Below are 24,749 nucleotides of genomic sequence, written 5' to 3' on the forward strand. Positions count from 1 at the left end.
CCGCCGATGCCCAGCACCATCCCCGGCCGGCCGGACGCTCCGGCCCCTGTCCCGGCGCTGCCCGGCGCGGATCTGGCCGTGGCGCACACCCTGCTCAACTGTCTGCTCCGCGAGGTGTCGGGGCCCGAACGGCAGGCCGCCGTCATCGGCGGTCATCTGCTGCTGAGACTTCCCCGCCGGGGCGTCCTGCTGCGGGTCGCGCTGCGCCGCACCTCGCTGCTGGGCTCCCACCGCTTCACCGGCCCGGTCACCGAACGGCTCGCCGGGCCCGGCACCGAGGAGGGCGACGGGTACGGCGCCTGGTCCGAGGTGGACTGGCTGCGGCTGGCCGAGTACACCCGCGCCGAACTCTCGCTGCGCACCGGGACCGACAACGACGAGTTCCTCGGCCAGGTCACCGCGAGCCATCGCGGGGTCAGCGCCGCGCTCGCCGCGCCCCGCCCAGGCGCCGCCACCCGGGGCGGCGACCCGCTGTCGGTGTACCTCGACTCCGAGCAGTCCCTGCTGTTCGGCCACCGGTTCCATCCCACGCCGAAGGCCCACAGCGGCGACCCGGCGAGCTGGGCGGCCTACGCCCCGGAGGCCGGTGCGTCGTTCCCGCTGCGGATGCTGGCCGTCCGGGACGCGCTGCTCGCCGAGGAGCGCGCCGACCCCGACGCCACCGGTCCCGTCGACCGGCTGCGGCCGGTCCCCGCGGGCTACCGGCTGCTGCCCGCCCATCCCTGGCAGTACGAGATGCTGGGCGGGCATCCGGCGCTGCGCGCGGCCCTCGCCCGGGGCGATGTCCTCGATCTCGGCGCGGGCGGCGAACACGTGCGGCCCACCGCCTCGGTACGGACCCTGCACACCGGCGACGCCTTCCTCAAGTTCAGTCTGAACGTGCGCATCACCAACTGTCTGCGCAAGAACGCCGCCTACGAGCTGACCGGCGCGGTCGCGCTGACCCGGCTGCTGGCCCCGGTGTTCGCGGACCTCGCCGCCCGTTTCCCCGGTACGGCGGTCCTGCGGGAACCCGCGTACCGCTCGCTGGCGCTGCCCGGCCCCGACGGGCGGCCCGACCGGACCCTGCTGGAGGGCTTCGGGGTCATCGTCCGCGAGGGGCTGGAGCGTCATGTCCGGCCCGGTGCGACCCCGCTGCTGGCCGCCGCCGTCGCCGACGAGTACGCGACGGGCCCCGCCCAGGTGTCCCGGCTGCTCGCGGGCGCCGGACCGGGCGCGGCGCTCGCCTGGTGGTCGGCGTATCTGCGGCTGCTGGTGCCACCGGTCCTGGCTGCCTATCTGGACCACGGGGTCGTCCTGGAGCCGCATCTCCAGAACGTGATCGTGTGCGTGGACGGCGACGGGACGCCCGTACAGATCCTGTTCCGCGACCTGGAGGGCACCAAGCTGCTCCCCGGGTACCACGCCGACGCCCTCGCCGCGCTGCCGCCCGAGGTCGCGGGTCCGCTGACCTACGACGCCCGGCGCGGCTGGGACCGGGTGGTGTACTGCCTGCTCGTCAACCACGCCGCCGAGATCCTCGCGGCACTCGCCGATCTGCACCCGGACCATGAACGCGAACTGTGGGCGCGGCTGCGGGCCACCATCGAGGAGTACGCCCGGGGCCACGGCTGCCCGCCGCCGCTGCGAGCGCTGCTCGCGGGGGTCCCGCTGCCCGCGAAGGCCAATCTGCTGGCCCGCTGGGACCGTTCCGCCGACCGTGACGCCGGATACGTACGGCTGCCGTCGCCGCTGGCGGAGGACGTCCTGTCCGGGGCCAGCCGTACCGACACCGACTGGAGTGCCCGGTGACCGCGCCCACCGAGCCGGTCCGCGCGCGGGCCCTCGCCCTGCCCGCCGACCGGCTGCCCGCCTATCTCTACGACCTCGACGCGCTGCGCGACCACGCGGCGGCCGTCCGGGACGCGCTGCCGGGACGCGTCGAGCTGTACTACGCGGCCAAGGCGAACCCCGAGCCGCCGGTGCTGGCCGCGCTGGCGCCGTTCGTGGACGGCTTCGAGGTGGCGTCGATCGGTGAACTCACCCATGTGGCCGGGGCCACCGACCGTCCGATCGCGTTCGGCGGGCCCGGCAAGACCCCGGCGGAACTCCTCGCGGCCCTGGACCGCGGGGCGCCCGGTACGTCAGCGTCCGAACGGCCCGTGCACCGGTTCCATGTGGAGAGCGGACACGAGCTGCGGATGCTCGCGGACCTCGCGGCCCGGGTGGCGCCGGGGGTGCGGGTGCCGGTGCTCACCCGGTTCAACCTGACGGTCGGCGGGGGCGCGCTCAGCGGCGGGGCGCTGGCGATGGGCGGCGGGCCGACCCCGTTCGGGATCGACCCGTCCGAGGCCGACGACGTGCTGCGGGACCTCACCGACGGTACGTACCCCCAGCTGGAGTGGTGGGGCACCCACGCCCATCTGGCGAGCGGGCTCGCCGCGCCGGAGCTGGCCTCCGTCGCCGGTGAGGTGGTCCGCTGGTCCGCCGCGCTCGCCGCCCGGCACCGGGTGCCGCTGCGTGAGGTGAACGTGGGCGGCGGGATGGCCGTGGACTACGCGCGCCCCGGGGACCGCTTCGACTGGGCGGGCTACGGCGCCGCGCTGCGCCGGCTGCTCGCCGCCCACCCCGGTCCGACGCTGCGGATCGAACCGGGACGGGCGCTGACGGCGTACTGCGGCTGGTACGCGACGGAGGTGCTGGACGTGAAGCGCAGTCACGGCGAGGACTTCGCCGTCGTACGCGGTGGCACCCATCATCTGCGGACCCCGGCGACCAAGGGCCACGACCAGCCGTGCGTGGTGCTGCCGGTCGACGAGTGGCCGCATCCGTGGCCGCGCGGGGCGGCGGCCGGGGAGCACGTCACCCTCGCGGGCCAGCTGTGCACCCCGAAGGACGTCCTCGCCCGCCGGGTCCCCGCCGCCGGGCTGCGGGCCGGGGACCGGGTGGTGTTCGCGATGGCCGGGGCGTACGCCTGGAACATCTCCCACCATGACTTCCTGATGCATCCCAGGCCCGGCTTCCACTTCCTCGGCACGGGCGGTGACCCCGGCGACCCGGGGTGACCCCCGGCGACGGCCGTCCGGGCCCACCGCGGCTCCGGACGGGCGGCCGCCGACGAGTGGCGCGGCCCGGGGCGTCCTACGATGGCGGCGACCGCGCCGACGCGTCGGTGACCCGGACCCCGGAGGGTTCTCGCCCATGAGCAAGCTCGGTCTCCCGGACACCATCACCGCCTGTCTGTTCGACCTGGACGGGGTCATCACCCGGACGGCCGTGGTGCACGCCGCCGCCTGGAAGGAGATGTTCGACGCCTTCCTGCGGGACCGTGACGGCGCCGGGTTCCGGCCCTTCTCCCAGGACGACTACGACCGGTACGTCGACGGTCTCCCCCGCGCCGACGGGGTGCGCGCGTTCCTCGCCGCACGCGGCATCGAACTGCCGGAGGGCACCCCGGACGATCCGCCGACGGCCGGGACCGTGTGCGGGCTGGGCAACCGCAAGAACGAACTGCTGCTGGCCCGGATCAGGGAGGGCGGCGTCGAGGCGTACGAGGGATCGCTGCGCTACCTCCACGCGGTCCGCGCGGCGGGCCTGCGGACCGCGGTCGTGTCGTCGAGCACCAACTGCCGGGACATCCTGCGGGCGGTCCACGCCGAGGACCTCTTCGACGTACGGATCGACGGGGAGGTCGCCAGGCGGCGCGCCCTGCCCGGCAAACCACGGCCCGACACCTTCCTCGCCGCGGCGGCCGACCTCGGCGTCACGGCGGGGCGGTCGGCGGTGTTCGAGGACGCGCTCGCCGGGATGGACGCGGGCCGTTCGGGCGGCTTCGGCTATGTCGTCGGCGTGGACCGGGTCGGCCAGGCCGACGCCCTGCGCGCGCACGGCGCGGACACCGTCGTCGAGGACCTCGCCGAACTGGGGGCACCCGCGTGATCACCCATTCGTCGTACACCGTCGAACCCTGGTCGCTGCGCGAGCGCGCGCTGAACCTGGAGGTGCTGCCGCAGAGCGAGTCCGTGTTCGCCCTGTCCAACGGGCATGTCGGCTGGCGCGGCAATCTGGACGAGGGTGAGCCGCACGGACTGCCCGGCTCCTATCTGAACGGGGTGTACGAGCTCCATCCGCTGCCCTACGCGGAGGCCGGGTACGGCTACCCGGAGTCGGGGCAGACGGTCATCAATGTCACCAACGGCAAGATCATCCGGCTGCTGGTGGACGACGAGCCGTTCGATCTGCGCTACGGACGGCTGGTGTCCCATGAACGCACCCTCGATCTGCGGACGGGACTGCTGACCCGTACCTGCGAGTGGGTGTCCCCGGCGGGCTGCCGGGTCCGGGTGCGCTCCACCCGGCTGGTGTCGTTCACCCAGCGGGCCATCGCGGCGGTCCGCTACGAGGTGGAGCCCGTCGACTCCGAGGTACGGATCGTGGTGCAGTCGGAGCTGGTCGCCAACGAGCAGCTGCCGGGCGCCGACGGCGACCCGCGCACGGCGGTGGCCCTGGAGTCGCCGCTGGACGCGGAGGAGGACTTCGCGTCGGGCAACCGGCTGAAGCTGGTGCACCGGACCCGCGCCAGCGAGCTGCGGGTGGCCGCGGCCGCCGACCATGTCGTCACCGGACCCCGCCCGACCACGACGAGCTGCGAGAGCCGCGCCGATGTCGCCCGGCTCACCATCGCCTCCGCGCTGGCGCCGGGCGACACCCTGCGGCTCGACAAGATCGTGTCGTACGGCTGGTCCAGCACCCGCTCGCTGCCCGCGGTGAGCGACCAGGTCGACGCGGCGCTCGCGGCGGCGAAGAGCGGCGGCTGGGACGGTCTGGTCACCGAACAGCGCGCGTATCTGGACGACTTCTGGGCGCGCTCCGACGTCGAGATCGACGGCGACGAGGAGATCCAGCAGGCGGTGCGGTTCGCCCTGTTCCACGTCCTCCAGGCGGGAGCGCGCGCGGAGCAGCGGGCGATCCCCGCGAAGGGGCTGACCGGCTCCGGGTACGACGGGCACGCCTTCTGGGACACCGAGATCTTCGTGCTGCCGCTGCTCACGTTCACCTCCCCGCACGCCGTGGCGGAGGCGCTGCGCTGGCGGCAGAACACCCTGTCGGCGGCCCGGGAGCGGGCCGCGCAACTGGGCCTCCAGGGCGCGGCGTTCCCCTGGCGGACCATCGAGGGGTCGGAGGGGTCGGCGTACTGGCCGGCGGGTACGGCGGCGTTCCATGTGAACGCGGACATCGCGGACGCGGTCGTCCGCTATGTGACGGTCACCGGCGACGAGCTCTTCGAACGGGACACCGGCGTCGAACTCCTCGTGGAGACGGCCCGGTTGTGGCGTTCGCTCGGTCATCACGACCACCATGGGAAGTTCCATGTGGACGGGGTGACGGGGCCGGACGAGTACAGCGCGGTGCAGGACGACAACACGTACACGAACCTGATGGCGCGGGCGAATCTGCTGGCCGCCGCCGACGTGGTGGAGCGGCATCCGCACAGGGCGGCGGAGCTGGGGGTGGACGACGAGGAGAGCGCGGCCTGGCGGGACGCCGCCGACGCGATGAACATCCCGTACAACGAGGAACTCGGGGTGCATGAGCAGTCGTCGGGGTTCACCCGGCACCAGGTGTGGGACTTCGCCGCGACCCGCGCGGACCAGTATCCGCTGATGCTGCACTTCCCGTACTTCGACATCTACCGCAAGCAGGTCGTCAAACAGGCCGATCTGGTGCTGGCGATGTACAAGTGCAGCGACTGGTTCGACGACGAGCACACCGCCCGCAACTTCGCCTACTACGAGCCGCTGACGGTCCGGGACTCGTCGCTGTCGGCGTGCAGCCAGGCCGTGATCGCGGCGCAGTCGGGGCATCTCGCGCTCGCCTACGACTATGTGGCCGAGGCGGCGCTGATGGACCTGGAGGATCTGGAGAACAACACCCGGGACGGCCTGCACATCGCCTCGCTCGCGGGGACATGGATGGCGCTGGTGGCCGGGTTCGGCGGGATGCGGCTGAGCGGCGGCACCCTGGACTTCGCGCCCCGGCTGCCGGAGCGGTTCAGCAGACTGGCGTTCACGTTGGAGGTGGTGGGGCGGCGGCTGCGGGTGGAGATCACCGGGGACTCCGCGTCGTACAGCGTGCTGTCGGGCGAGCCGCTGCGGGTGACGCACTACGGCAAACCGCTGCTGGTGACGCGGGGTTCGCCGGAGCGGCGCGGGATCAGGCCGGTGCCGGTACGGCCCGCGCCGGAACAGCCGCCGCACCGGGGCCCGGCGCGGCGGCACTGAGCGGACGGGCCACGAGGGCGCGGGGTGCGGGGTGCGGGGTGCGGCGGCGGGCCGGATATCCGGTGGACGGGGCGGGGCCGGAGTCCGTAGGGTGCGCGGCGTGAACAGCCCCGAGTCCGACAGAGGCTAGCCACCGGCCGTCCGGTGGCTTCCCCGCCCTTCCCCCGCGCCATCGGCGCCAGGGGTGTGCGCGCTGCCATGCGGACCGCCGACCGGTTTCCCTTGCTGGATCTCGAATCGGCTGTGGAGTTCCGCGGTGCCCTTTGCCCTTTACATGCTCGGACTGGCGGTCTTCGCCATGGGCACGTCCGAGTTCATGCTGTCCGGACTGATTCCGGACATCGCCCATGACCTGCATGTCACCGTCCCGGCCGCCGGGTCCCTGACCTCGGCCTTCGCCGTGGGCATGGTGATCGGGGCGCCCCTGATGGCGGTGATCGGCATGCGCTGGTCCCGTCGTGACGCGCTGCTGCTGTTCCTCGTCGTCTTCCTGGCCGCCCATGCGATGGGCGCGCTCACCGACAGTTTCGACGTGCTTCTGATGACCCGGGTGCTCTCGGCGCTCGCCAACGCGGGATTCCTGGCGGTGTCGTTCACCGCCGCCGCCGGGATGGTCCCGCCGAACGCGAAGGGCCGGGCCGCCGCCGTCCTGCTGGGCGGGGTCACACTCGCCTGTGTCGCCGGGGTGCCCGGCGGTGCGCTGCTCGGGCAGTACTGGGGCTGGCGGTCGGCGTTCTGGGCGGTCGTGGTGCTGTCCGCGCCCGCCGTACTGGCCGTGGCGCTCACCGTCCCGGCGGGCCGCGGGGACGGACCGGTGCCCACCCTGCGGGACGTCCGGGCCGAACTCGGGGTGCTGCGCCGCCGTCGACCGGTACTCCTGCTGGCGCTGTGCGCGCTGGTGAACGGCGGCACGTTCTGCACGTTCACCTATCTGGCCCCGCTGGTCACCGGGGTGAGCGGCATCCCGGACGGCTGGGTGCCGGGGGTGCTGACGCTGTTCGGGCTCGGCTCCTTCGCGGGGGTCAGCGCGGCCGGACGGCTGGCGGACACCCGGCCGGTGGCGGTGCTCGCCTGGGGCACGGCCGTCCTCGCGGTCGGCTGGGCCGTGTTCGCGCTGGGCGCGGCCCGTCCGGAGGTGGTGCTGCCGCTGGTGCTCCTCCAGGGGGCGCTGGCGTTCGCCATCGGTTCGACGCTGGTGACCCAGGTGCTGTACGCGGGCGCCGACGCGCCGACCCTGGCGGGGGCGGGCGCGACGGCCGCCTTCAATGTCGGCGCGAGCCTCGGACCCTGGCTCGGGGGTGTCGCGATCGCCGCCGGACACGGGTACCGCTCACCCGTGTGGGTGAGCGCGGGGCTGGTGTCGGCGGCGCTGGTGACGGGGGCGGTGGCCCTGGCCGCCGGGCGGCGGGGGCGGCGCGCGGCCGACCGGCCGCGTGAGGCGGACGAGGCGGGCCGCGAGGCGGGCGAGACGGCTCCGGCGGGCTGACCGGTCCACCGTCCGGTTCCTTCGGGGAGCCGGACGGGTGGCGGGTCCGGCGGGCGGGGTACGGCGGGCCAGGTAAGGGGCGGGTTCGGGCCGGGTGCCAGGTGGGCGGAGCGGGTCCGCCAGGCACCCGTTCCCGGCCCCGGGGACCCGGCGACAAGGGCCACGGAAGGGGCGGGAACAATGATCGGCGAGTGTTCGTTGTAGGGAACACGCTGATATCGACCACCTACAAGGAGTGGCCACTTTGTCCGCCCAGAAGACGGACCCTGATCCTCCGGGACATAGTCCCGGACCATCCCGCCCTCTTACGCGTGATCGCGGCATCCGGCGGGGTGGTGTTCGGTGAATGCCGCACTCGGCCTGGTGGCGGTCCTTCTGCTGACCGTCGGCACAGGCTATTTCGTCCTCCAGGAGTTCACCTACGTCTCCGCCGACCGGCTCGCGCTGGCGCGTGAGGCGGAGGCCGGTGACCGGCGCGCGGCGCGTGCCCTGAAGGTCATGGGACGGCTGTCCTTCATGCTGTCCGGCGCGCAGCTCGGCATCACGGTGACGGGCCTGATCGTCGGTTTCCTCACCGGGCCGTCCGTGTCGGCGGTGCTCAAGCCGCTGGTCTCCGGGGTCGGGGTGCCCGATGGTGCCGTCGACGGGATCTCGGTTGCGCTGGCGTTCGTCGTCGCGACCGTGATCCAGATGGTGCTGGGCGAGCTGGCGCCGAAGAACCTCGCCATCGCGGTGCCGGAGCGGCTCGCGAAGTCGCTCGCGGGGTCCACGCTGGCGTATCTGAAGGTCGTCGGCCCCGTGGTGCGGATCTTCGACAACGCCGCCGCGCGGCTGCTGCGGATGATCGGTATCGAGCCGGTCGAGGAGCTGCACCACGGCGCGACCCTGGAGGAGCTGGGACAGCTCATCGGGGAGTCCCATGAGCGGGGCGCGCTCCCCCGGGACACCGCCGAGCTGCTGGACCACGCCCTGGAGTTCTCCGAGCGGACCATGGGCGAGGTGATGGTGCCGCGCGCGGACACCGTCTTCGTCCGTGCGGACGCCACGGCCGCCGAGGCGGTGGAGCTGATCGCGCGGTACGGCCATTCGACGTATCCGGTGCTCGGTGACCATCCCGACGATGTCGCCGGGGTGCTCGGGGTGCGGGAGCTGGCCCGGCTGCCCGCCGAGCGGCTCGCCGTCGCCACGGCGGGTGAGCTGGCCCGCCGTCCCCTGCTGCTGCCCGACACGCTTCCGCTGCCCGGGGCCGTCGCGCGGATGCGTGAGCTGGACGACGAGTTCGCGGTCGTGCTGGACGAGCACGGCGGTATCGCGGGTGTCGTCACCTATGAGGACATCGCGGAGGAACTGGTGGGTGACATCGCCGACGAGACCGACCGGGTCACGGAGCTGGCGGTGCCCGACGGTTCCGGCTGGCTGGTCGACGCGGGCCGCAGGCTCGACGAGGTCGCCCAGGCCATCGGCGTGGAGCTGCCGCAGGACGACGACTTCGACACCGTCGCCGGACTCGTGGTCGACCGTCTCGGCCGTTTCCCGGCGATCGGTGACCGGCTCACGGTCACGCTGCCGGACGGCGGCTCCGCGCTCATCGACGTCCGCACCCTGAACCGGCATGTGCCGCGCCGGGTACGGATCGAGGCGCTGCCCGTGCCCCCCTCGGGGGACGGGGACGAGCCGGGTGAGCGGTCCGCCGGCCGCGGCGCGGTCGCGAAGCGCGCGGAAGAGGGGGCGCGGGTATGAGTCTGCCAGTGGCCCTGTTCCTGACCGTGCTCCTGCTGATCGGCAGCGGGTTCTTCGTCGCCGCCGAGTTCGCGCTGGTCGCGGCGAAGCGGCACCGGATGGAGAAGGCGGCCGCCGAGGGGCGGCGCGGTGCGAAGGCCGCGCTGTCCGGGATGCGCGAGCTGTCGCTGATGCTCGCGGGCGCGCAGCTCGGTATCACGGTGACCACGCTGGGCCTGGGGTCGATCTCCAAGCCCGCCGTGTCCCACGCGCTGGACCCGGTGCTGCGGCACTGGGGTCTGCCCGACGGGGTGAGCTACGGCGTGTCGTTCGCGGTGGCGATCGTCGTGGTGGTGTTCCTGCACATGGTCGTCGGGGAGATGGCGCCGAAGTCCTGGGCCATCGCGCACCCCGAGCGGTCGGCGATGCTGCTGTCACCGCCGTTCCGGGCCGTGGTGAAGGCGGTCCGGCCGCTGATCCGGGTGCTCAACGCGGTCAGCAACGTCCTGGTGCGGCTGTGCCGGGTCACCCCGCGTGACGAGCTGGTCCCGGTGCACGACCGGGAGCAGCTCACCGATCTCGTCGCGGAGTCGCGGCGGCTCGGGCTGATCAGCGCGGCCGACTCCGAGCTGATCACCCGCTCGCTGACGGAACCGCTGACGCCTGTCGCGGAGTTGCTCGTCCCGGCGTCCGACATCACCTGGGTCGACGCGTCCGCCGGACCGGCCACGATCCTGGGGGTGGCCTCGGCCGCCGACCGGACGAGGCTGCTGGTCCGGGACTCCGGCCGGGTGGTGGGGTCGGTGCACACCCGGGACGCCCTGGTGGCCCGGACCCGCTCGCGGGCGACGACCGCGCGTGAGCTGGCGAGGTCGCTGCCGGAGCTGACGGTGGACGACACCGTCGCGCACGCGGTGGAGCAGTTGCGCAGACGCCGGGCGTCGCTCGCGGTGGTCCGCGACGCGTCGGGCGGGCTCGCCGGGATCGTCTCGCTGGACGATCTGCTGGCGCGCTATCTCCAGCCGGTCGCGGCGGTGTGACGGCATGACGGACGAGGAGCCCGGTCCCCCCAGGGACCGGGCTCCTCGCGTTGTTCCGATGTCCTCCCCGAACACCGGGACCTGCGGGCGGAGCCGGTTCCTGGTGGGGTCCGGCTCCACCGGACCAGCGCGGGTGCCTGGTACGGCACGGCGGCGGGTGCCGCGCTGAGGTGGGGGGCGCGGCGCGGTCCGTGTTCACCGCGTCCGCGCTTCGGCGGGGATCCGCTGTGGGTCAGTCGTCGTACGACAGTCCGTGTCCGGAGCGGAACAGCACCTTCGTGGGGTCGTCGGCGCGCTGGATCGGCACCGGCAGCTTGCCGCGCGGTTCGGTCCGGCCGGCGATGACCCGGGCCGCGGCGCGCAGTTCGACCTCGGTCCAGCAGTAGGAGACGAGCGAGGCCCGTACCCCGGGGAGCTGGGCGATGTCGTACGGGTTGCGGACCGCGAGGTGGATGACGGGCACGCCCGTCTCCAGCAGGCGGGCCACCAGGGTGCGCTGGGCGCTGGTGGGGCCGACGTTGTCGGTGGTCACCACGACGGCGTCCCGGCCGTACGCGGCGGCGACGGCCTCGTCCACCTGGGCGGCGGTCGGGGCGCGGCCGGTGGCGAGGGCGGTCGTGGTGTAGCCGAGCTCACCGAAGACCTTGGTCAGCTCGGGGATCGACGTACGGGCGGCGTCCGTCGGGAAGGCGGGGCTCGCGCCGACCACGAGCAGCTTCTTCTGCTTGCGGCGCAGCGGAAGCGTCTCGCCCTTGTTGACCAGCAGCGTGGTGGTGCGGTCGGCGATGCGCGCGGCGATGGCCTGGTGCTTGCGGGCACCGACGACGCGGTCGACCTCCTTCTGCGAGATGTAGGGACTGCCGCTGAGCAGGCCCACCTTGTCCTTGAGACGGAGGATCCGCAGGACGGACTCCTCCAGCCGGGCGACGGTGATCTCGCCCGAACGGACCGCCGCCAGCACGCCGTTGAAGGCGACGTCGATGTTCGGCGGGAAGAGGAGCTGGTCCACGCCCGCCTTGAGGGCGAGGACGGGGACCCGGTCGTCGCCGTACTTGGTGCGCACACCGGTCATGTTGAGGGCGTCGGTGACGATGACGCCCTTGAAGCCGAGCTCTCCGCGCAGCACCCCCTGGAGGATCTTCGGGGAGAGGGTCGCCGGCTCGTTGCTGTCGTCGAGCGCGGGGACCTGGAGGTGGGCGGTCATGATCGAGTCGACACCGGCGGCGATGGCCGCGCGGAACGGCGGCGCGTCGATCCGGTCCCATTCCTCACGGGTGTGGGTGATCACGGGCAGCCCGGTGTGGCTGTCCTGGGCGGTGTCACCGTGGCCCGGGAAGTGCTTGGCACAGGCCACGACGCCGACGCTCTGATAACCCTTCACCTGGGCGGCGACCATCCGGCCGGCTGCCTCGGGGTCCGCCCCGAAGGACCGGACGTTGATGATCGGGTTCTGCGGGTTGACATTGACATCGGCGACCGGGGCGAAGTTCTGGTGGATGCCCAGGGCGGCGAGTTCGATACCTGATATCTGCCCGGCGGTACGGGCGTCGGACAGCGAGCGGCCCGCGCCGAGGGCCATGGCTCCCGGCAGCTGGGTGGCGCCGGAGCCGATGCGGACGTTGGCGCCGTGCTCCTGGTCGATGGAGATCAGGGACGGGATGGGGGTGGGCAGGCTGAGCGAGGCCTTCTGGACCCCGTTCGTCAACTCCGCCACCTGGCGGGGGTTCTGGATGTTGTTCGCCCAGCCGGAGAAGTAGATGACCCCGCCGACGTGGTACTTGGTGATCAGCTCGGCGGCGGTGGCGACGCCGAGTTCACGCAGATTGTCCTCCCGGTCATCCGCGCTGGGGTCGGTGGCCGACGTGCCGTAGAAGTACGGCACGAACAGCTGGCCGATCTTCGCCTCGATGCTCATCTTCGCGATGATCTTCTTGAGGCGCGCGTCACGGTTGTGGGCGAGTGCGGGGGTGGCCGTGACGCCCACGACGCCCGTTACACCGGCCGCCACCACGGTGGCGGAGGCGAGGATGGTGCGCCTGGTCAGACTCCGGTCCTGCATGCGGACATGCTCCTTCCAGCCTTGCTCGTCAAGGGAATTGAAGGAAACTTGAAGTACTTCGGAACGACCGGAAACGTAGCCCGCAGATCGCGGCCGGGGCAAGAGGTCTAGACAAAATAGGTCTAGACAAAATTACGAACACCGGTGCGACCAGCGCTCGTTCTAACCGCGCGGTAAGACGGGTTCCGGCCAGTTCGTTCCGAACCGCGCACACTGTCGGCCGCGCCCCCTGGCGGACGCCTCGACACGGGCGCTGACCTGCGTATCGTCCTGATCGTTTGAGGCGACCCGAGCATCGCGGACCCACCGGGGCGCGAGTTCGGGCGGCGCTCAAAACGGTGGCTTCCCGGCGCTCCGGACCCGCACCGGCCGACTCCCCCGGGAGGAGCGATCCGGCCGCGTCGGCAACCGCCGCGCGGGTGCCGGCGCGGAAGGCGCCGGTGGCGGAAAACAAGGCGCCCCGGCTGGACGGGGGGAGACCAGCCGGGGCGGTTCAGGGAGGACGCGGAAGGCGGTCGCCTCACGGCGGAAGGCTCCACGAGGCTTCAGCCGAACGATCGTCCTCGTGGGCGGAAGGTTGAGCCCGGGGACACTGTTCCCTCCGCGTCCACATATCCAAGAACGACCGGTCGGCCCGAATTGTTCCGACTCCTCTGTGAACTGCGGCACGCCGCTCCCACCTGCGGCTGTCACCCACCGTGCGCACACTGTCCAGATCTCCCCCGAACCCCGTCCGGGACCTCCGCACCGTACGGATCCCGCGCGGGGCCGCCCCGCGTCCGTCACCCACCGTGCGAACGCCGTCCCGGGCCCTCCCCGGGGGCGAGCCGCTCCACGACATCGGCCAGCTCGGCGACCGCCTCCTCCACATGGCGGCGGGTCTTCAGCTGCTCGGTGACCAGCGCGGCGAGCAGCAGCGCGGTCAGGGCGATCGCCCCGTTGAACGCCTGGAGATTGATCATCACTCCCAGCCGGGTGTGGTCCCGGAACGGCCCGTCGCCGTCCGCGGCGGAGACCGCCGTCACCACCGACACATAGAGCGCGCACAGGGTGGCGCCGGGGAGCTGGAAGCGCAGCGCGGCCCAGATCAGCAGGGGGTAGACCAGGAACAGCAGGCTGAGGGTGCTGTAGGCGACGAACGGGGCGACGACACCCGCGCAGACGGCCAGTACCAGTGCCTCGGGCCAGCGGTCCAGGGAGAGCGGCGGCCGGGCGCGCCACAGGATCAGCAGGACCGGGGCGACCACGAGCACCCCGAGCGCGTCCCCGGTCCACCAGGCCGCCCACACGGGCCAGAACTCCCCGCCGGAGATACTGCCGCCCAGCAGCAGCTGGCCCGCCCCTGCCGTGGCGCTGACGAGCATGCCCAGCAGCGCGCCGAGGAACACCAGCGCGAAGCCGTCCCGCAGCCGGTCGAGTTCGGTGCGGAAGCCGACGATCCGCAGCATCACGTAGGCGCAGAACGGGGCCAGGGTGTTGCCCACCAGGATGGCGAGGGCGCCGGGTTCCAGCGAAGGGCTGAGATGGTGGACGACGAGGAGGGCGCCGAGCGCGATGCCCGGCCAGACGCCCGGCCCGAGGAGCAGCAGCGCGGCCAGCGCGATACCGGTCGGCGGCCAGACGGGGCTCACGACGGAGCCCTCGACCACCAGCGCCTTCAGGAGCCCCAGGCGGCCCCCCAGGTAGTAGCAGGCGGCCACGGCGAGGTTCGCCAGGACGAGGACGGCGGCCCGGCGGCCCTTGAGCTGGATTCGCACCACGCCAGTCATCAGACACCGGCGGCCGCCGGTCGGCCCGTCGAGACACGCTCGGCGGCCCGCGCGAGGGCCGCCGGACCCGGGTCAGGTGTCCGGCCCGCGGCAGGCGTCCGACCTGCGTAGGCGTCCGGCCCGGGTCTGGTGTCCGACCCGGTCAGGCGTCCGGTGGACCGGAGGGCGCGCGGTGCGCGGGGGCGGGGTGCTCACGGGCGGCGTCGGGCGGCCCGTCGTGGGCGATGACCAGGACGGCCGCGTCGTCCTCGTGGCCGATCGAGTCGGCGATCCGCATCACCGAGGTGGCCAGCGGTTCCGCGCTCAGCGCCGCGCCGGTGCCGACCCCGGCGAGCCGGGCGACCTGCTGGAGCCCGTCCTCCAGCGGCAGCGAGGGGCCCTCCACGACACCGTCCGTGACGAGGACGAACACCCCCGGCCCGGAGAGCCGGTAGCGGGTCACCGGGTACACCGCGCCGGGCTGGACGCCCAGCGGCGGCCCGCCCTCGTCCTCGATGACCCCGGCGCGCCCGTCGGGGGTGGCCCGTACCAGCGGGACATGGCCCGCGCGGGCGCTGCGCAGCTCCCAGGCGACCGGGTCGAAGCGGACCATCGTGCAGGTGGCGAAGAGGGAGGCGCCCATGGACAGCAGGAGTTCATTGGTGCTGGCCAGCAGCTCGCCGGGGTCGCTGGTCACCGAACCGAGCGCCCGCAGGCCGACCCGCACCTGTCCCATGAAGGCGGCGGCCTCGATGGTGTGTCCCTGGACGTCACCGATCGAGTAGCCGATGCAGCCGTCGGGCAGGAGGAAACCGTCGTACCAGTCGCCGCCGACGTTCAGCCCGGTGAAGGCGGGTGCGTAGCGGGCGGCCACCCGCAGTCCCGGGACGACGGGCAGTTCCCCCGGGAGCATGCCGCGCTGGAGGGCCAGGGCGAGCTGTACCTGGGTCCGCTGGGCCTCCGCCCGGACCCTGGCCTCCGCGGTCAGGGAACCGAGTCTGGCCAGCAGGTCGTCAGGGGTGTCCGCGGGGCGGTTCGACGCCATCGACTCATCTCCGCCGCACGTCCGGTCCGGGCTTGTGACCTCGCCATTCTATGCCGATTGTCCGATTTCGCCCCTGGCGGGCGGCGAACGCGGCCCATGCCCGCGTGCGACGGCCCATGTCCAGGAACCGGTGCCGCACTCGGCCGTCCGGGTGACCCGACCGACCCGGACACCGGGGCCGCCCGTCCCGGGACGTCGATCTCGCCGTACGGCACACGGGCGCCCGCCGGGTCCGGCTAGTCTCATGATCATGGTTGGTGACTTCGAGCTGAGGAGCGCGCTCGCGGCGGCCGTCGGCTCCGGCGCGCCCGACCGGGCCTGGGGATTCGTCGAGCGCTTCGCCGCGCGCTGGGCGCGCCCCCTGGGGCCGGGCGACGGCAGCGACGAGAGCGAACTGCTGGCGGTGGAGGAGCGGTTGGAAATCGGTCTGCCCGCCGCCGTCCGCGACGCGTATCTGCTGTTCGGACGGCGCGACGATCTGGTCCGGGGCCAGGACCGGCTGGTGCGGCCCGCGCATCTGGACACCGACGAGACCGGCGGGAAGCTGGTGTTCCGGGTGGAGCACGGTTACGTCGTCGAGTGGGGCGTACCGCTCGGGGAGGGGGACGATCCCCCGGTGCTGTTCCGCCCGACGGACGAGGAGGAGTGGTCGCCGTTCCTGGACCGCTTCTCGCTGGCCTGTGTGGAGATGGTCCTGTCGGAGTGCGTGCTGGCCCCCGGCGCCCCGGGCGACAACCGCCAACTCGACCCGGTCACCCTGGCCGCGCTGGCGGACGCCTTCCCCCCGCTGCCGCTGCCCCGGTATCCGGTGTGGGCGGCCCCGGACGGCCCGCCGGTCCGCTGGTTCGGCGGGGACGAGGTGATCCTGCGCGCGGACGGCGAGGACTGGATGTGGGCGCGGGCCCGGGACGAGGCCGTGCTGGAGTCGGTCCGGGCCGCGCTGCCGGGTGTCTGGCTGGTCGGCTCCGCGCCCTGACCTGGGTGGGGCGGTCAGGTGCCGGACGCCCGTAGCGCCGCCGTGTGGGCGCGGACCTGCTCCGCGGAGAGATAGGCGTCCGTGTGTTCGAAGTCGCGCAGGGTGGCCGGGTTGCGGGCGAGGAAGCCGGTGCGGACGTAGTCGTCGCCCGCGACGGCGTTGAGCACCCAGTTGGTGAGCACCCGGGCCTTGGCGACATTGGTCCGCAGAGCCGACCAGTGGTAGCCCCGGGCGACGGCCTGCGCGGGCAGCCCCCGCAGTTCGACACCGAGCGGCTTGGAGACGGCGTCCCGGCCGCCGAGGTCGACCACCAGACCGAGATCCTGGTGTTCGTAGGGCTGGAGCGGCTGGTCGCGCAGGGACGCGATGACGTTGTCGGCGACCTTGCGGCCCTGGCGCATCGCATGCTGGGCGGTGGGCGGGCACACCGCGTCCCCGCCCTTGACCAGGTCGGGCACCGCGCCCGCGTCGCCGAGCGCGAACACCCCGTCGGCGCCGGGCAGGCTCATGTCCGCGCGGACGGCGAGGCGTCCGCGGACCGTCTCGGCGTCGAGCGTGGCGATCAGCGGACTCGCCACCACCCCGGCGGTCCAGATCAGGGTGCGGCACGGCAGGACCCGGCCGTCGGTGAAGGTGACCTTGTCGGCCGACGCCTCCGCGACGGACACCCCGAGCGAGACCTCGATGCCCCGACGGCGCAGGATCTCCAATGCGACCAGCCCGAGCCGGTCCCCCAGCTCGGGCATGAGCTTCGGGGCGATGTCGATGAGGTGCCACTTGATCTGCCGTGCGTCGAGCCGCGGATAGCGCCGGACGGCGTGGCTGGTGAGCCGCTGGAGACAGGCCGCGGTCTCGGTGCCCGCGTAGCCCCCGCCGACGACGACGAACTGGAGCCGGGAGGCACGTTCCTCCTGGTCGTGGGAGGCGTCCGCGAGGTCGAGCTGGGCGATGACATGGTCGCGTACGTAGGCGGCCTCGGCGAGCGTCTTCATCCCGCGCGCGTGGTCGATCAGGCCCGGGATGTCGAAGGTGCGGGTCACACTGCCGGGGGCCAGCACGATGATGTCGTACGGCTCGTCCACCAGCTCGTCGGTGATCTTGCGGATCACACAGACCTTGGCCGCCGGGTCCACCCCGATGGCCCCGCCGGGGATGATCCGGGTGCGGTGCTTGCGGCTGCGCCGCAGGGACACCGCGATCGACTGGGGGGTCAGCACGCCCGACGCGACCTGCGGCAGCAGCGGGAGGTAGAGCTGGTACGAGAACGGCGTGACGAGGGTGATGTCCGCCTCCCCGGGGGAGAGCCGGCGCTCCAGCCGGCGTACGCACTCCACTCCGGCGAAGCCTGCCCCCACCACGAGAATCCTGGGTCGCGCCACGGTGTCCGTCCTTCCCTGAGACCTCTCGTCCCTATCCGGCCCCGCCTGCCCGCATATGGGCGGCGCATCCCCCATCTTTCAGGGCGGTCCGCCGCCCCGCACCCGAAGCGGCACACGCTTGCCGCACCCGGGGTACGGGCGGGGCCGCGGACAGTACGTGTCAGGCGGCCGGACCGGCCGGTGAAGGCCCTGGTCAAAGGCACCGTGAAGCACACGGACCACCGGTCGGCCGTGCCCGGGACCCGCTCGTCCGGCGCACCCGCCACCCGGGCTCAGCGCAAGGTCTCGGCCCAGTTCGCCGGGACGCGTCCCACGGGTCCGGGCGCGGGCTGCTCCACCGGGTGGGCCTGCGGGGGCGCCAGGGCGGGACCGGACTCGTACATCTGCTCGCTGTCGTAGTCCCAGAACCACTGTTCGCCGGGCTCGAAGCTGCGGACCAGCGGATGTCCGCTGTCCTTGGCGTGGGCGGTCGCGTGTTTCGCGGGTGAGCTGTCGCAGCAGCCGATATGGCCGCACCGGGCGCACCGCCGCAGATGGAACCACCAGCCGCCCGAGGTCTCGCATTCGGCGCAACCGGTGCCGGAGGGCAGGGCCGTGGGGTCGATGCCGTCGGGAAGGCTCATGAGGACTCCTCGGGGGGCTGGGGGTCGGCCGGCGGGTCGGGGTCCGCCGGAGTGAGGGGGAGACGCACCTGGAACCGGGTGTCACCGGGCTCGGAGCGGGCCACCGAAAGATCCCCGTGGTGCTTGTTGACGACGATCCGCCAGGAGATGTCCAGTCCGAGCCCCGTGCCCTCACCGACGGGTTTCGTGGTGAAGAACGGATCGAAGATGCGGCCGCGGACCTCCGGGGGCATCCCGGGTCCCGTGTCACCGAACTCCACGAGGACGCGGTCCCCGTCCCGGGCGGTCCGCACGGTCAGCGTGCCCTGGTCGGGGTCGTCGGCGCGGTGCACGCTCTTCATGGCGGAGACGGCGTTGTCGATGAGGTTGGTCCACACCTGGTTGAGTTCACCGGGGTAGGCGGGGATGCGCGGCAGGCCGGTGTCGTAGTCCTTGACGACGGTCACCCCGGGGCCGATCTTGGCGGTGAGCATCATCAGGGTGGAGTCGAGGAGTTCATGGATGTCGGCGTCCTGGTGGGGGGCGCGGTCCAGCTGCGAGTACTGCTTCGCCGCGCCCACCAGATGGGAGATCCGCGTCGAGGAGTCCTCGATCTCGTTCATGAGGAGTTCCGTCTCGACCGTGTAGTTGAGCCAGCGGACGGCGCCTTCGAGGGTGTCCTGGTCGACGGTCGCGGCGACCTGGTCGAGCCATTCGGTATCGAGTCCGGCCTGGACGAAGGTGGGGGCGAGCCGCCAGCCCTCGGCGACGCCGTGGTCGTCCAGCCAGTCCCCGACGGCGTCCTCCCGGTCGCTGGCCTCCAGCGGGCTCAGACCCGGCGCCTTGGCGATGCGTTCGGCGGTGCGTTCCTGGAGTTCCACCAGGGAGGCGAGGGTGTCGCGGTGGTAGGGGCCGGAGGCGATCACGGCGAGCTTGTGGCGCATCCCGGCGACGCGTTCGCGCAGCGACGCGGTGGCGCGGACGGCCGCCGCGGCCGGGTTGTTCAGCTCATGGGTGAGCCCGGCGGACAGCGATCCGAGGGCCAGGAGCCGCTCCCGCTGGCCGACGGCCTGCTGGGTGGAGCGGTTGCCGAAGAACAGGCCCTCCAGGAGGTGGACCGCCATCGGGAACCACTCGCGCATGATCATGGCGAAGGTGTCGGCGGACAGCACGAAGAAACGGGAGGGCTCGGTGACCCGCAGCGAGCTGTTGTAGCGCTGCGGGACCCGGTCCCCGAGGTAGGCCTGGAAGGCGCCCGCGTACACCCCGGGGTCGGAGGTGCGGTTGATCTCGATGTCGTCGGCGCCGACCCGTCTCGACATCACGACGGTGCCGTCGAGCAGGACGTAGAAGCAGGTCGCGGGCTCGCCCTCGGTGTACACGGGGCCCGTGTCGTAGCGCTCGACGGCGCCTTCCCGGCAGAGCCGGTCCAGCTGGTCGGGTGCCAGCTTCTCGAAGAGGAACAGGGTGCGCAGTTCCGCCGCCTCGCACGGCAGGGGGGTGGGTCGCCCGTTCATGACTGCTCCAGGTAGCGGTGCACCAGCATGACGGCCATGGCGCCCTCCCCCACCGCGGACGCGACCCGCTTCGCGGACTCGGAGCGGGCGTCCCCGGCGACGAACACGCCCGGCACATTGGTCTCCAGGTGGTACGGCGCGCGGTCCAGCTCCCATTCGGGGGGCGGCGCGCCGTCGGCGGAGAGGTCGGGTCCGGCGACGATGAAGCCGCGCGGGTCCCGCAGGACCGTCCCGTCGAGCCAGTCGGTCAGCGGCGCCGCGCCGATGAACACGAAAAGCCACTGGGCGTCGACGAGTTCGGTGTGTCCGGTGGTGGTGTCCCGCAGGGTGAGCTGTTCGAGGTGGTCGGCGCCGTGCGCGGACTCGACGACGGTTCCGGTGCGGACGGTGATGTTCGGGGCGTCCTCGACCTGCTGGACGAGGTAGTGCGACATGGAGGCGGCGAGCGGACCGCCCCGGACCAGTACGGTGACGGACTTGGCGCCCCGGGACAGATACATGGCGGCCTGGCCCGCGGAGTTGGCGCCGCCGACCACGTACACGTCGTGGCCCTGGCAGGAGGCGGCCTCGGTGAGCGCGGAGCCGTAGTAGACGCCCCGGCCGGTGAGGTCCGCGACGCCCGGCGCGTCGAGCTGCCGGTACGACACACCGGTGGCGAGGAGCACGCTGTGCGCGGCGATGGCGTGACCGTCGGAGAACCGCACAGCCTTGGCGGCGCCGTTGATCTCCAGCCCGGTGACCTCGCGGGCGGTGAGGATCTCGGCGCCGAACTTGGCGGCCTGGCGGCGGGCCCGGTCGGTGAGCTGGGAGCCGGAGACCCCGTCGGGGAAGCCGAGGTAGTTCTCGATACGGGAGCTCTGGCCGGCCTGGCCCCCGGTGGCGGAACGTTCCACCAGGACGGTCCGCAGGCCCTCGGACGCGCCGTAGACGGCGGCGCCGAGACCGGCCGGACCGCCGCCGATGACGATCAGGTCGTAGAAGTCGGCGGTGGGGGTCGTGGCGAGGCCGACCCGGGCGGCGAGGTCCTGGTCCCCGGGCTCGATCAGGGCGGTGCCGTCGGGGGTGATCACCAGCGGCAGCCGCAGCGCGTCGGTGTCCGCCGCTTCGAGGAGGCGGCGCCCCTCGGGTTCGTCGGAGGAGTACCAGCGGTAGGGGACCTGGTTGCGGGCGAGGAACTCCCGGACCTCGGAGCACCGCGCCGACCAGCGGTGTCCGACGACCTTGGTGGTGGGAACGGCCCGGTGGTCGGTGTGCCGCCAGGTGTCGAGGAGCTCGTCCAGGACGGGGTACAGCTTCTCCTCGGGCGGGTCCCACGGTTTGAGCAGGTAGTGGTCGAGGTCGACGACGTTGATCGCGTCGATCGCGGCGTCGGTGTCGGCGTAGGCGGTGAGCAGCACGCGCCGGGCGCCGGGGAAGATGTCGAGTGCCTGTTCGAGGAACTCGATGCCGTTCATCTGCGGCATCCGGTAGTCGGCCAGCAGGACGGCGACCTGTTCACCGCGGAGTTTCAGCTCGCGCAGGGCCTCCAGCGCCGCGTCCCCGGACTCGGCGCGCACCACCCGGTGCTCCCCGCCGTAACGGCGCCGCAGGTCCCGCGCGACCGCGCGGGACACCCCCGGGTCGTCGTCCACGGTGAGGATCACTGTGCGTGCAGCGACGGAAGCTTCCGGCATACGTCTCCCGCCCCCCCGGTCGGTGAGTACGGCGTCGTACTCGGCGCTCCGGTCCATCGTATGGGGCGGTGGCGCGGCTCGCCGGGTGAACTGCGGGGGCCCGGTGCGGGCGGGCTGGGGGACGGCGGTCCGGGCGGCCGTTCCTCTGTACGGCCGTTCCGATGGACGGCCGTACGCGGCGGCGATCGCGTGACACCGGTCCCGCCGCCGTGCGACCGTCCGGCGCGCACCGACCTCGCGGCCGTTCCGGTGGCACCGCGGCCGGTTACCGAAAGACCTCGCCCGGCCACCGGGACACCGCGGCCGATTACCGAGACACCTCGGCCGGCCACCGGGACTCCGTGGTCGGTTCCGGACCAGCCGGAACCAGCAATGATGAATGCCAGGAAAGGAACTGACGAATCCTCATCAATGCGACAGACAAAAGGGGGTAGCGCCAGGTCAGCCGGGGCGGTGGCACCGGGGGCCGGGCGAGGGGGGTGGCTGGTTCCCGGCCATCGTCATTGGTTCAACCTCTTGACCGGTCTGGTCCAGACCAATAACTTCCCGACATGCGTCGAAGAATCCTCGCCAGGCTGGCCATAGCCACCTGCGCCGCGTCTCTTCCGGTTTCCCTGATGGTCACGGCTCCCGCCTCGGCCGACACCAGCAGCTCGCAGAAGGACAAGAAGAACCAGCCCGATCTCAGGCGGATCGGGTACTTCACCCAATGGGGTGTCTACGGCCGGGACTTCCAGGTCCAGGACCTCGACAAGAGCGGCGCCGCGGCGCGGCTCACCCACATCAACTACGCCTTCGGGAACGTCAATCCCGAGGGCAAGTGCTTCATCGAGAGCATCCCGGGCGAGGGCGACCCGTGGGCGGACTACGTCCGGCCCATCGACGCCGCGAACTCGGTCGACGGCGTCGCGGACAACGACACCCAGCGCCTCGCGGGCAACTTCAACCAGCTCGCCGAGCTGAAGAAGAAGCACCCCGGCCTCAAGGTCATGATCTCGCTCGGCGGCTGGAGCTGGTCCACCCACTTCTCGAACGCGGTCAGCACCCCGGCCAAGCGCACGGCACTGGTCAAGTCCTGCGTCGACCTGTACATCAAGGGCAACCTGCCCGTGGACGGCGCCCGCGGCGGCGAGGGCGCGGCGGCCGGTGTCTTCGACGGCATCGACGTGGACTGGGAGTGGCCGGGCTCCTCCGGCGACGACGACACGCCTTACACCCCCGCGGACAAGAAGAACTTCACCGCGCTGATCAGCGAGTTCCGTACCGAGCTGGACGCGTACGCGAAGTCGCAGAAGAAGCGCCAGCGCTACGAGCTGTCGGCGTACGTGCCGACCGCCCCGGCGAAGATCGACGCGGGCTTCGAGGTCCGCAAGATCATGCGCGACTTCGACTTCGTGAACCTCCAGGGCTACGACTTCCACGTGTCCGGCGAGAGGACCACGAACCAGCAGTCGGCGCTCTACGCCAAGAACGACTTCAGCGTGCACCAGACGGTCAACGACTGGCTGCGGCGCGGCGCTCCCGCCCACAAGCTGGTCGTCGGGATGCCGCTCTACGGACAGGGCTGGACCGGGGTCACCGGCGGCGGCGACGGTCTCCACCAGCCGAACACGGGCCCGGCGCCCGCGACCTTCCAGGCCGGTTTCGAGGACTACAAGGCCCTGAAGAAGCTGGCCGAGTCCGGTACGTACAAGCTCCACCGCGGCACGAAGAACGGCGACGCCTGGCTGTTCGACGGCAAGACGCTGTGGACGTACGACGACCCGACCGTCCTGCGCGCCAAGACCAAGTACGTCCAGGACCGGGGCCTCGGCGGGGCCATGGTCTGGTCGCTCGACGGCGACACCGCCGACGGTGAGGCGATCCGCGCGATCGACCGGGGTCTCGACGACTGATCCCGGGCGCGCGCACCACGCCGGTGCCCGGTGGGACGGGGTCACACGTCCCACCGGGCACCTTTCCGTTCGCCGCCCCGGCACACCGCCCTCCCGGGCCCGCACCGGCCACAACCCCCTCGACCGCAAGGAATGCCTGCTCCGGGTGACCCGCAAGGTCACCACCCGCTCCACCGCCTGACCGCCCGCCCCGGGCACACATGTGCGCCGCGAAGCCCGGATCACCCAGGACGGTGGTCCTGTCGGCCGACGCTCCCTCGTCCTGGGTGGGGAGGCGGATACGCCTGGCGGTCGATGTCTGCGGGCGCGCTCCGGACCGAGGCTTGAACTCCGTTTCCTGAGAGGGGAGTTCCGGTGGATCGTTGGGATCGGGTCGGGCGGTTCGCGGCATACGGGGCGGCGCTGGCGTTGACGCCGTACTTGCTGATCAAGGTGTCGTGGGTGGTCGGTTCGCTCCTGGGGCTGCTGCCGGTCGGGGCCGGGTTCGGCAAGGCGGAGTGGGTGCTGCTGAACAGCGCCACGATCGGTATGGCGGGCATCGGGATCGCGATGGCGCTCGCACTGGTGAGGCCATGGGGAACCCGCATACCGGGAGCGCCGCTGGTCTTCTGCGCCTGGGTCGGGACGGGGTTCCTCGTCCCGGTGCTCCCGTACGCCGTTCTCGGTTCGCTGCTGGACGCTCCGGAATCCGGGAGCGGCACCGACCCGTCGATGCCGGTCTGGGAGGCCGTGCTGGTCCAGATCGGATTCGTGGGTACGGGGCTGGGTCTGGCCCTCGCGCTGCCGATGTATTTGCGGCGGCGCTGGCCGGAGGCGCTCGCCGGGCGGCTCGGGGACGGCGGAGGGGGCTCACCAGGGCTGCCGCCGTGGACGGCCGCGGTCGGCGCCGCGGTCGGTCTCGTCTGGCTGTACTGGGCGGTGGGCGGCACCGCGGGTGTCGCCCACCGCGACGATCGGGACCTCGTCTGGCACACGCTGTCCGGAGTCTTCGGACTCTGGGCCCTGGCGGCTTCCGCCGCTGTCTGGGCTGCCGTCCGGGGCCGGCCCGCGCGTGTCCCTCGATGGGGTCCGACGGTGCTCGGCTGGCTGGGCTCGGGCTCGTTGTTCGCCTGGAGCGGCTGGAAGTTCCCGTTTACCCTGTACCTGGCGGTCGCACGACCGGCCGACGCTTCCCTCCCGGAGAACCTCGCGCTCGCGGCGGTCCTGCACCTCGCGGCGGTGGCGACGGGCGCCGCGATGCTGAGGACGCTCGTCCGCGCGCGGCCCGCGTCACGGAACGCGTAGGCGCTCCCTCCCGCCCGTCCGGTGCTCCCCCTCCCCCGGCAGGGGGAGCCGGTCCCCTCGCGTGGG

General features: G+C 72.6%; 17 protein-coding genes. 10 read left to right on the forward strand and 7 right to left on the reverse strand.

The genetic code is table 11. The features are described from left to right. The first annotated feature begins 6 nt into the window (after positions 1 to 6). The 7 genes from OG711_RS03060 to OG711_RS03090 all read left to right on the forward strand — a co-directional run bounded on the left by OG711_RS03060 (position 7) and on the right by OG711_RS03090 (position 10,505). Positions 7 to 1,791: an IucA/IucC family protein gene (locus tag OG711_RS03060; RefSeq protein ID WP_329558305.1), complete on the forward strand. Its 1,785-nt coding sequence runs from the start codon at positions 7 to 9 to the stop codon at positions 1,789 to 1,791. Then, positions 1,788 to 3,044: a type III PLP-dependent enzyme gene (locus OG711_RS03065; protein WP_329558306.1), complete on the forward strand. Its 1,257-nt coding sequence runs from the start codon at positions 1,788 to 1,790 to the stop codon at positions 3,042 to 3,044. The genes OG711_RS03060 and OG711_RS03065 overlap by 4 nt, the downstream gene beginning before the upstream one ends. 136 nt (positions 3,045 to 3,180) lie before the next feature. Further along, positions 3,181 to 3,918, forward strand: a complete 738-nt coding sequence (locus tag OG711_RS03070) for an HAD family hydrolase (RefSeq protein ID WP_329558307.1) — start codon at positions 3,181 to 3,183, stop codon at positions 3,916 to 3,918. Then, complete coding sequence (locus tag OG711_RS03075) at positions 3,915 to 6,260, forward strand: glycoside hydrolase family 65 protein (protein WP_073786209.1); 2,346 nt, start codon at positions 3,915 to 3,917, stop codon at positions 6,258 to 6,260. The genes OG711_RS03070 and OG711_RS03075 overlap by 4 nt, the downstream gene beginning before the upstream one ends. Positions 6,261 to 6,516: 256 nt before the next feature. Next, positions 6,517 to 7,746: a Cmx/CmrA family chloramphenicol efflux MFS transporter gene (locus OG711_RS03080; RefSeq protein ID WP_329558308.1), complete on the forward strand. Its 1,230-nt coding sequence runs from the start codon at positions 6,517 to 6,519 to the stop codon at positions 7,744 to 7,746. A gap of 342 nt (positions 7,747 to 8,088) precedes the next feature. Continuing rightward, positions 8,089 to 9,486, forward strand: coding sequence for a hemolysin family protein (locus OG711_RS03085; protein ID WP_079184479.1), 1,398 nt, complete (start codon positions 8,089 to 8,091; stop codon positions 9,484 to 9,486). Next, positions 9,483 to 10,505: a hemolysin family protein gene (locus OG711_RS03090; protein WP_073786212.1), complete on the forward strand. Its 1,023-nt coding sequence runs from the start codon at positions 9,483 to 9,485 to the stop codon at positions 10,503 to 10,505. Before OG711_RS03085 ends, OG711_RS03090 begins: the two co-directional genes overlap by 4 nt. Before the next feature lie 232 nt (positions 10,506 to 10,737). Here the strand turns inward: OG711_RS03090 and OG711_RS03095 are convergent, their stop codons facing one another. From OG711_RS03095 to OG711_RS03105, 3 genes are all read right to left on the reverse strand, one after another. Continuing rightward, complete coding sequence (locus tag OG711_RS03095) at positions 10,738 to 12,564, reverse strand: glycoside hydrolase family 3 protein (RefSeq protein ID WP_329558309.1); 1,827 nt, start codon at positions 12,562 to 12,564, stop codon at positions 10,738 to 10,740. A 782-nt stretch (positions 12,565 to 13,346) separates the two neighbouring features. Further along, positions 13,347 to 14,333 (reverse strand): MASE1 domain-containing protein, encoded by a 987-nt coding sequence (locus OG711_RS03100; RefSeq protein WP_073786216.1) that lies wholly within the window; start codon positions 14,331 to 14,333, stop codon positions 13,347 to 13,349. A 142-nt stretch (positions 14,334 to 14,475) separates the two neighbouring features. Continuing rightward, the gene (locus OG711_RS03105) at positions 14,476 to 15,357 is read right to left on the reverse strand and encodes a PP2C family protein-serine/threonine phosphatase (protein ID WP_073786217.1); all 882 of its coding nucleotides are present in this window, start codon (positions 15,355 to 15,357) and stop codon (positions 14,476 to 14,478) included. Positions 15,358 to 15,607: 250 nt separating this feature from the next. Between OG711_RS03105 and OG711_RS03110 the strand changes: the two genes are divergently transcribed. Next, on the forward strand, positions 15,608 to 16,333 hold the full coding sequence (locus OG711_RS03110) for a hypothetical protein (protein WP_073787628.1): 726 nt from the start codon (positions 15,608 to 15,610) through the stop codon (positions 16,331 to 16,333). A 14-nt stretch (positions 16,334 to 16,347) separates the two neighbouring features. On the opposite strand, the gene OG711_RS03115 is transcribed toward OG711_RS03110, so the two are convergent. The 4 genes from OG711_RS03115 to OG711_RS03130 all read right to left on the reverse strand — a co-directional run bounded on the left by OG711_RS03115 (position 16,348) and on the right by OG711_RS03130 (position 21,504). Then, on the reverse strand, positions 16,348 to 17,712 hold the full coding sequence (locus OG711_RS03115; RefSeq protein ID WP_073786218.1) for an NAD(P)/FAD-dependent oxidoreductase: 1,365 nt from the start codon (positions 17,710 to 17,712) through the stop codon (positions 16,348 to 16,350). Between the two features lie 272 nt (positions 17,713 to 17,984). After that, entirely contained in the window at positions 17,985 to 18,335 is a 351-nt protein-coding gene (locus OG711_RS03120) for a UBP-type zinc finger domain-containing protein (RefSeq protein ID WP_099281437.1), read from the reverse strand. After that, complete coding sequence (locus OG711_RS03125) at positions 18,332 to 19,831, reverse strand: ATP-binding protein (RefSeq protein ID WP_073786220.1); 1,500 nt, start codon at positions 19,829 to 19,831, stop codon at positions 18,332 to 18,334. Before OG711_RS03125 ends, OG711_RS03120 begins: the two co-directional genes overlap by 4 nt. After that, a complete protein-coding gene (locus OG711_RS03130; RefSeq protein WP_329558310.1) occupies positions 19,828 to 21,504 on the reverse strand; it encodes an FAD-dependent oxidoreductase in 1,677 nt (558 codons plus the stop codon). Before OG711_RS03130 ends, OG711_RS03125 begins: the two co-directional genes overlap by 4 nt. A gap of 551 nt (positions 21,505 to 22,055) precedes the next feature. Between OG711_RS03130 and OG711_RS03135 the strand changes: the two genes are divergently transcribed. Together OG711_RS03135 and OG711_RS03140 are read left to right on the forward strand one after the other, a co-directional pair. Beyond that, the gene (locus tag OG711_RS03135) at positions 22,056 to 23,399 is read left to right on the forward strand and encodes a glycoside hydrolase family 18 protein (RefSeq protein ID WP_073786222.1); all 1,344 of its coding nucleotides are present in this window, start codon (positions 22,056 to 22,058) and stop codon (positions 23,397 to 23,399) included. Between the two features lie 354 nt (positions 23,400 to 23,753). Next, positions 23,754 to 24,683, forward strand: coding sequence for a hypothetical protein (locus tag OG711_RS03140; RefSeq protein ID WP_329558311.1), 930 nt, complete (start codon positions 23,754 to 23,756; stop codon positions 24,681 to 24,683). The last annotated feature ends 66 nt before the right edge of the window (positions 24,684 to 24,749 follow it).

The sequence above is a fragment of the Streptomyces uncialis genome, assembly GCF_036250755.1.
Classification (GTDB): Bacteria; Actinomycetota; Actinomycetes; order Streptomycetales; family Streptomycetaceae; genus Streptomyces; species Streptomyces uncialis.

Coding starts and splice junctions, on each gene's coding strand:
- OG711_RS03060 (WP_329558305.1), top strand. CDS start 7: ATGCCCAGCACCATCCCCGGCCGGCCGGACGCTCCGGCCCCTGTCCCG.
- OG711_RS03070 (WP_329558307.1), top strand. CDS start 3,181: ATGAGCAAGCTCGGTCTCCCGGACACCATCACCGCCTGTCTGTTCGAC.
- OG711_RS03090 (WP_073786212.1), top strand. CDS start 9,483: ATGAGTCTGCCAGTGGCCCTGTTCCTGACCGTGCTCCTGCTGATCGGC.
- OG711_RS03095 (WP_329558309.1), bottom strand. CDS start 12,564: ATGCAGGACCGGAGTCTGACCAGGCGCACCATCCTCGCCTCCGCCACC.
- OG711_RS03100 (WP_073786216.1), bottom strand. CDS start 14,333: ATGACTGGCGTGGTGCGAATCCAGCTCAAGGGCCGCCGGGCCGCCGTC.
- OG711_RS03105 (WP_073786217.1), bottom strand. CDS start 15,357: ATGGCGTCGAACCGCCCCGCGGACACCCCTGACGACCTGCTGGCCAGA.
- OG711_RS03110 (WP_073787628.1), top strand. CDS start 15,608: ATGGTTGGTGACTTCGAGCTGAGGAGCGCGCTCGCGGCGGCCGTCGGC.
- OG711_RS03120 (WP_099281437.1), bottom strand. CDS start 18,335: ATGAGCCTTCCCGACGGCATCGACCCCACGGCCCTGCCCTCCGGCACC.
- OG711_RS03125 (WP_073786220.1), bottom strand. CDS start 19,831: ATGAACGGGCGACCCACCCCCCTGCCGTGCGAGGCGGCGGAACTGCGC.
- OG711_RS03130 (WP_329558310.1), bottom strand. CDS start 21,504: ATGCCGGAAGCTTCCGTCGCTGCACGCACAGTGATCCTCACCGTGGAC.
- OG711_RS03135 (WP_073786222.1), top strand. CDS start 22,056: ATGCGTCGAAGAATCCTCGCCAGGCTGGCCATAGCCACCTGCGCCGCG.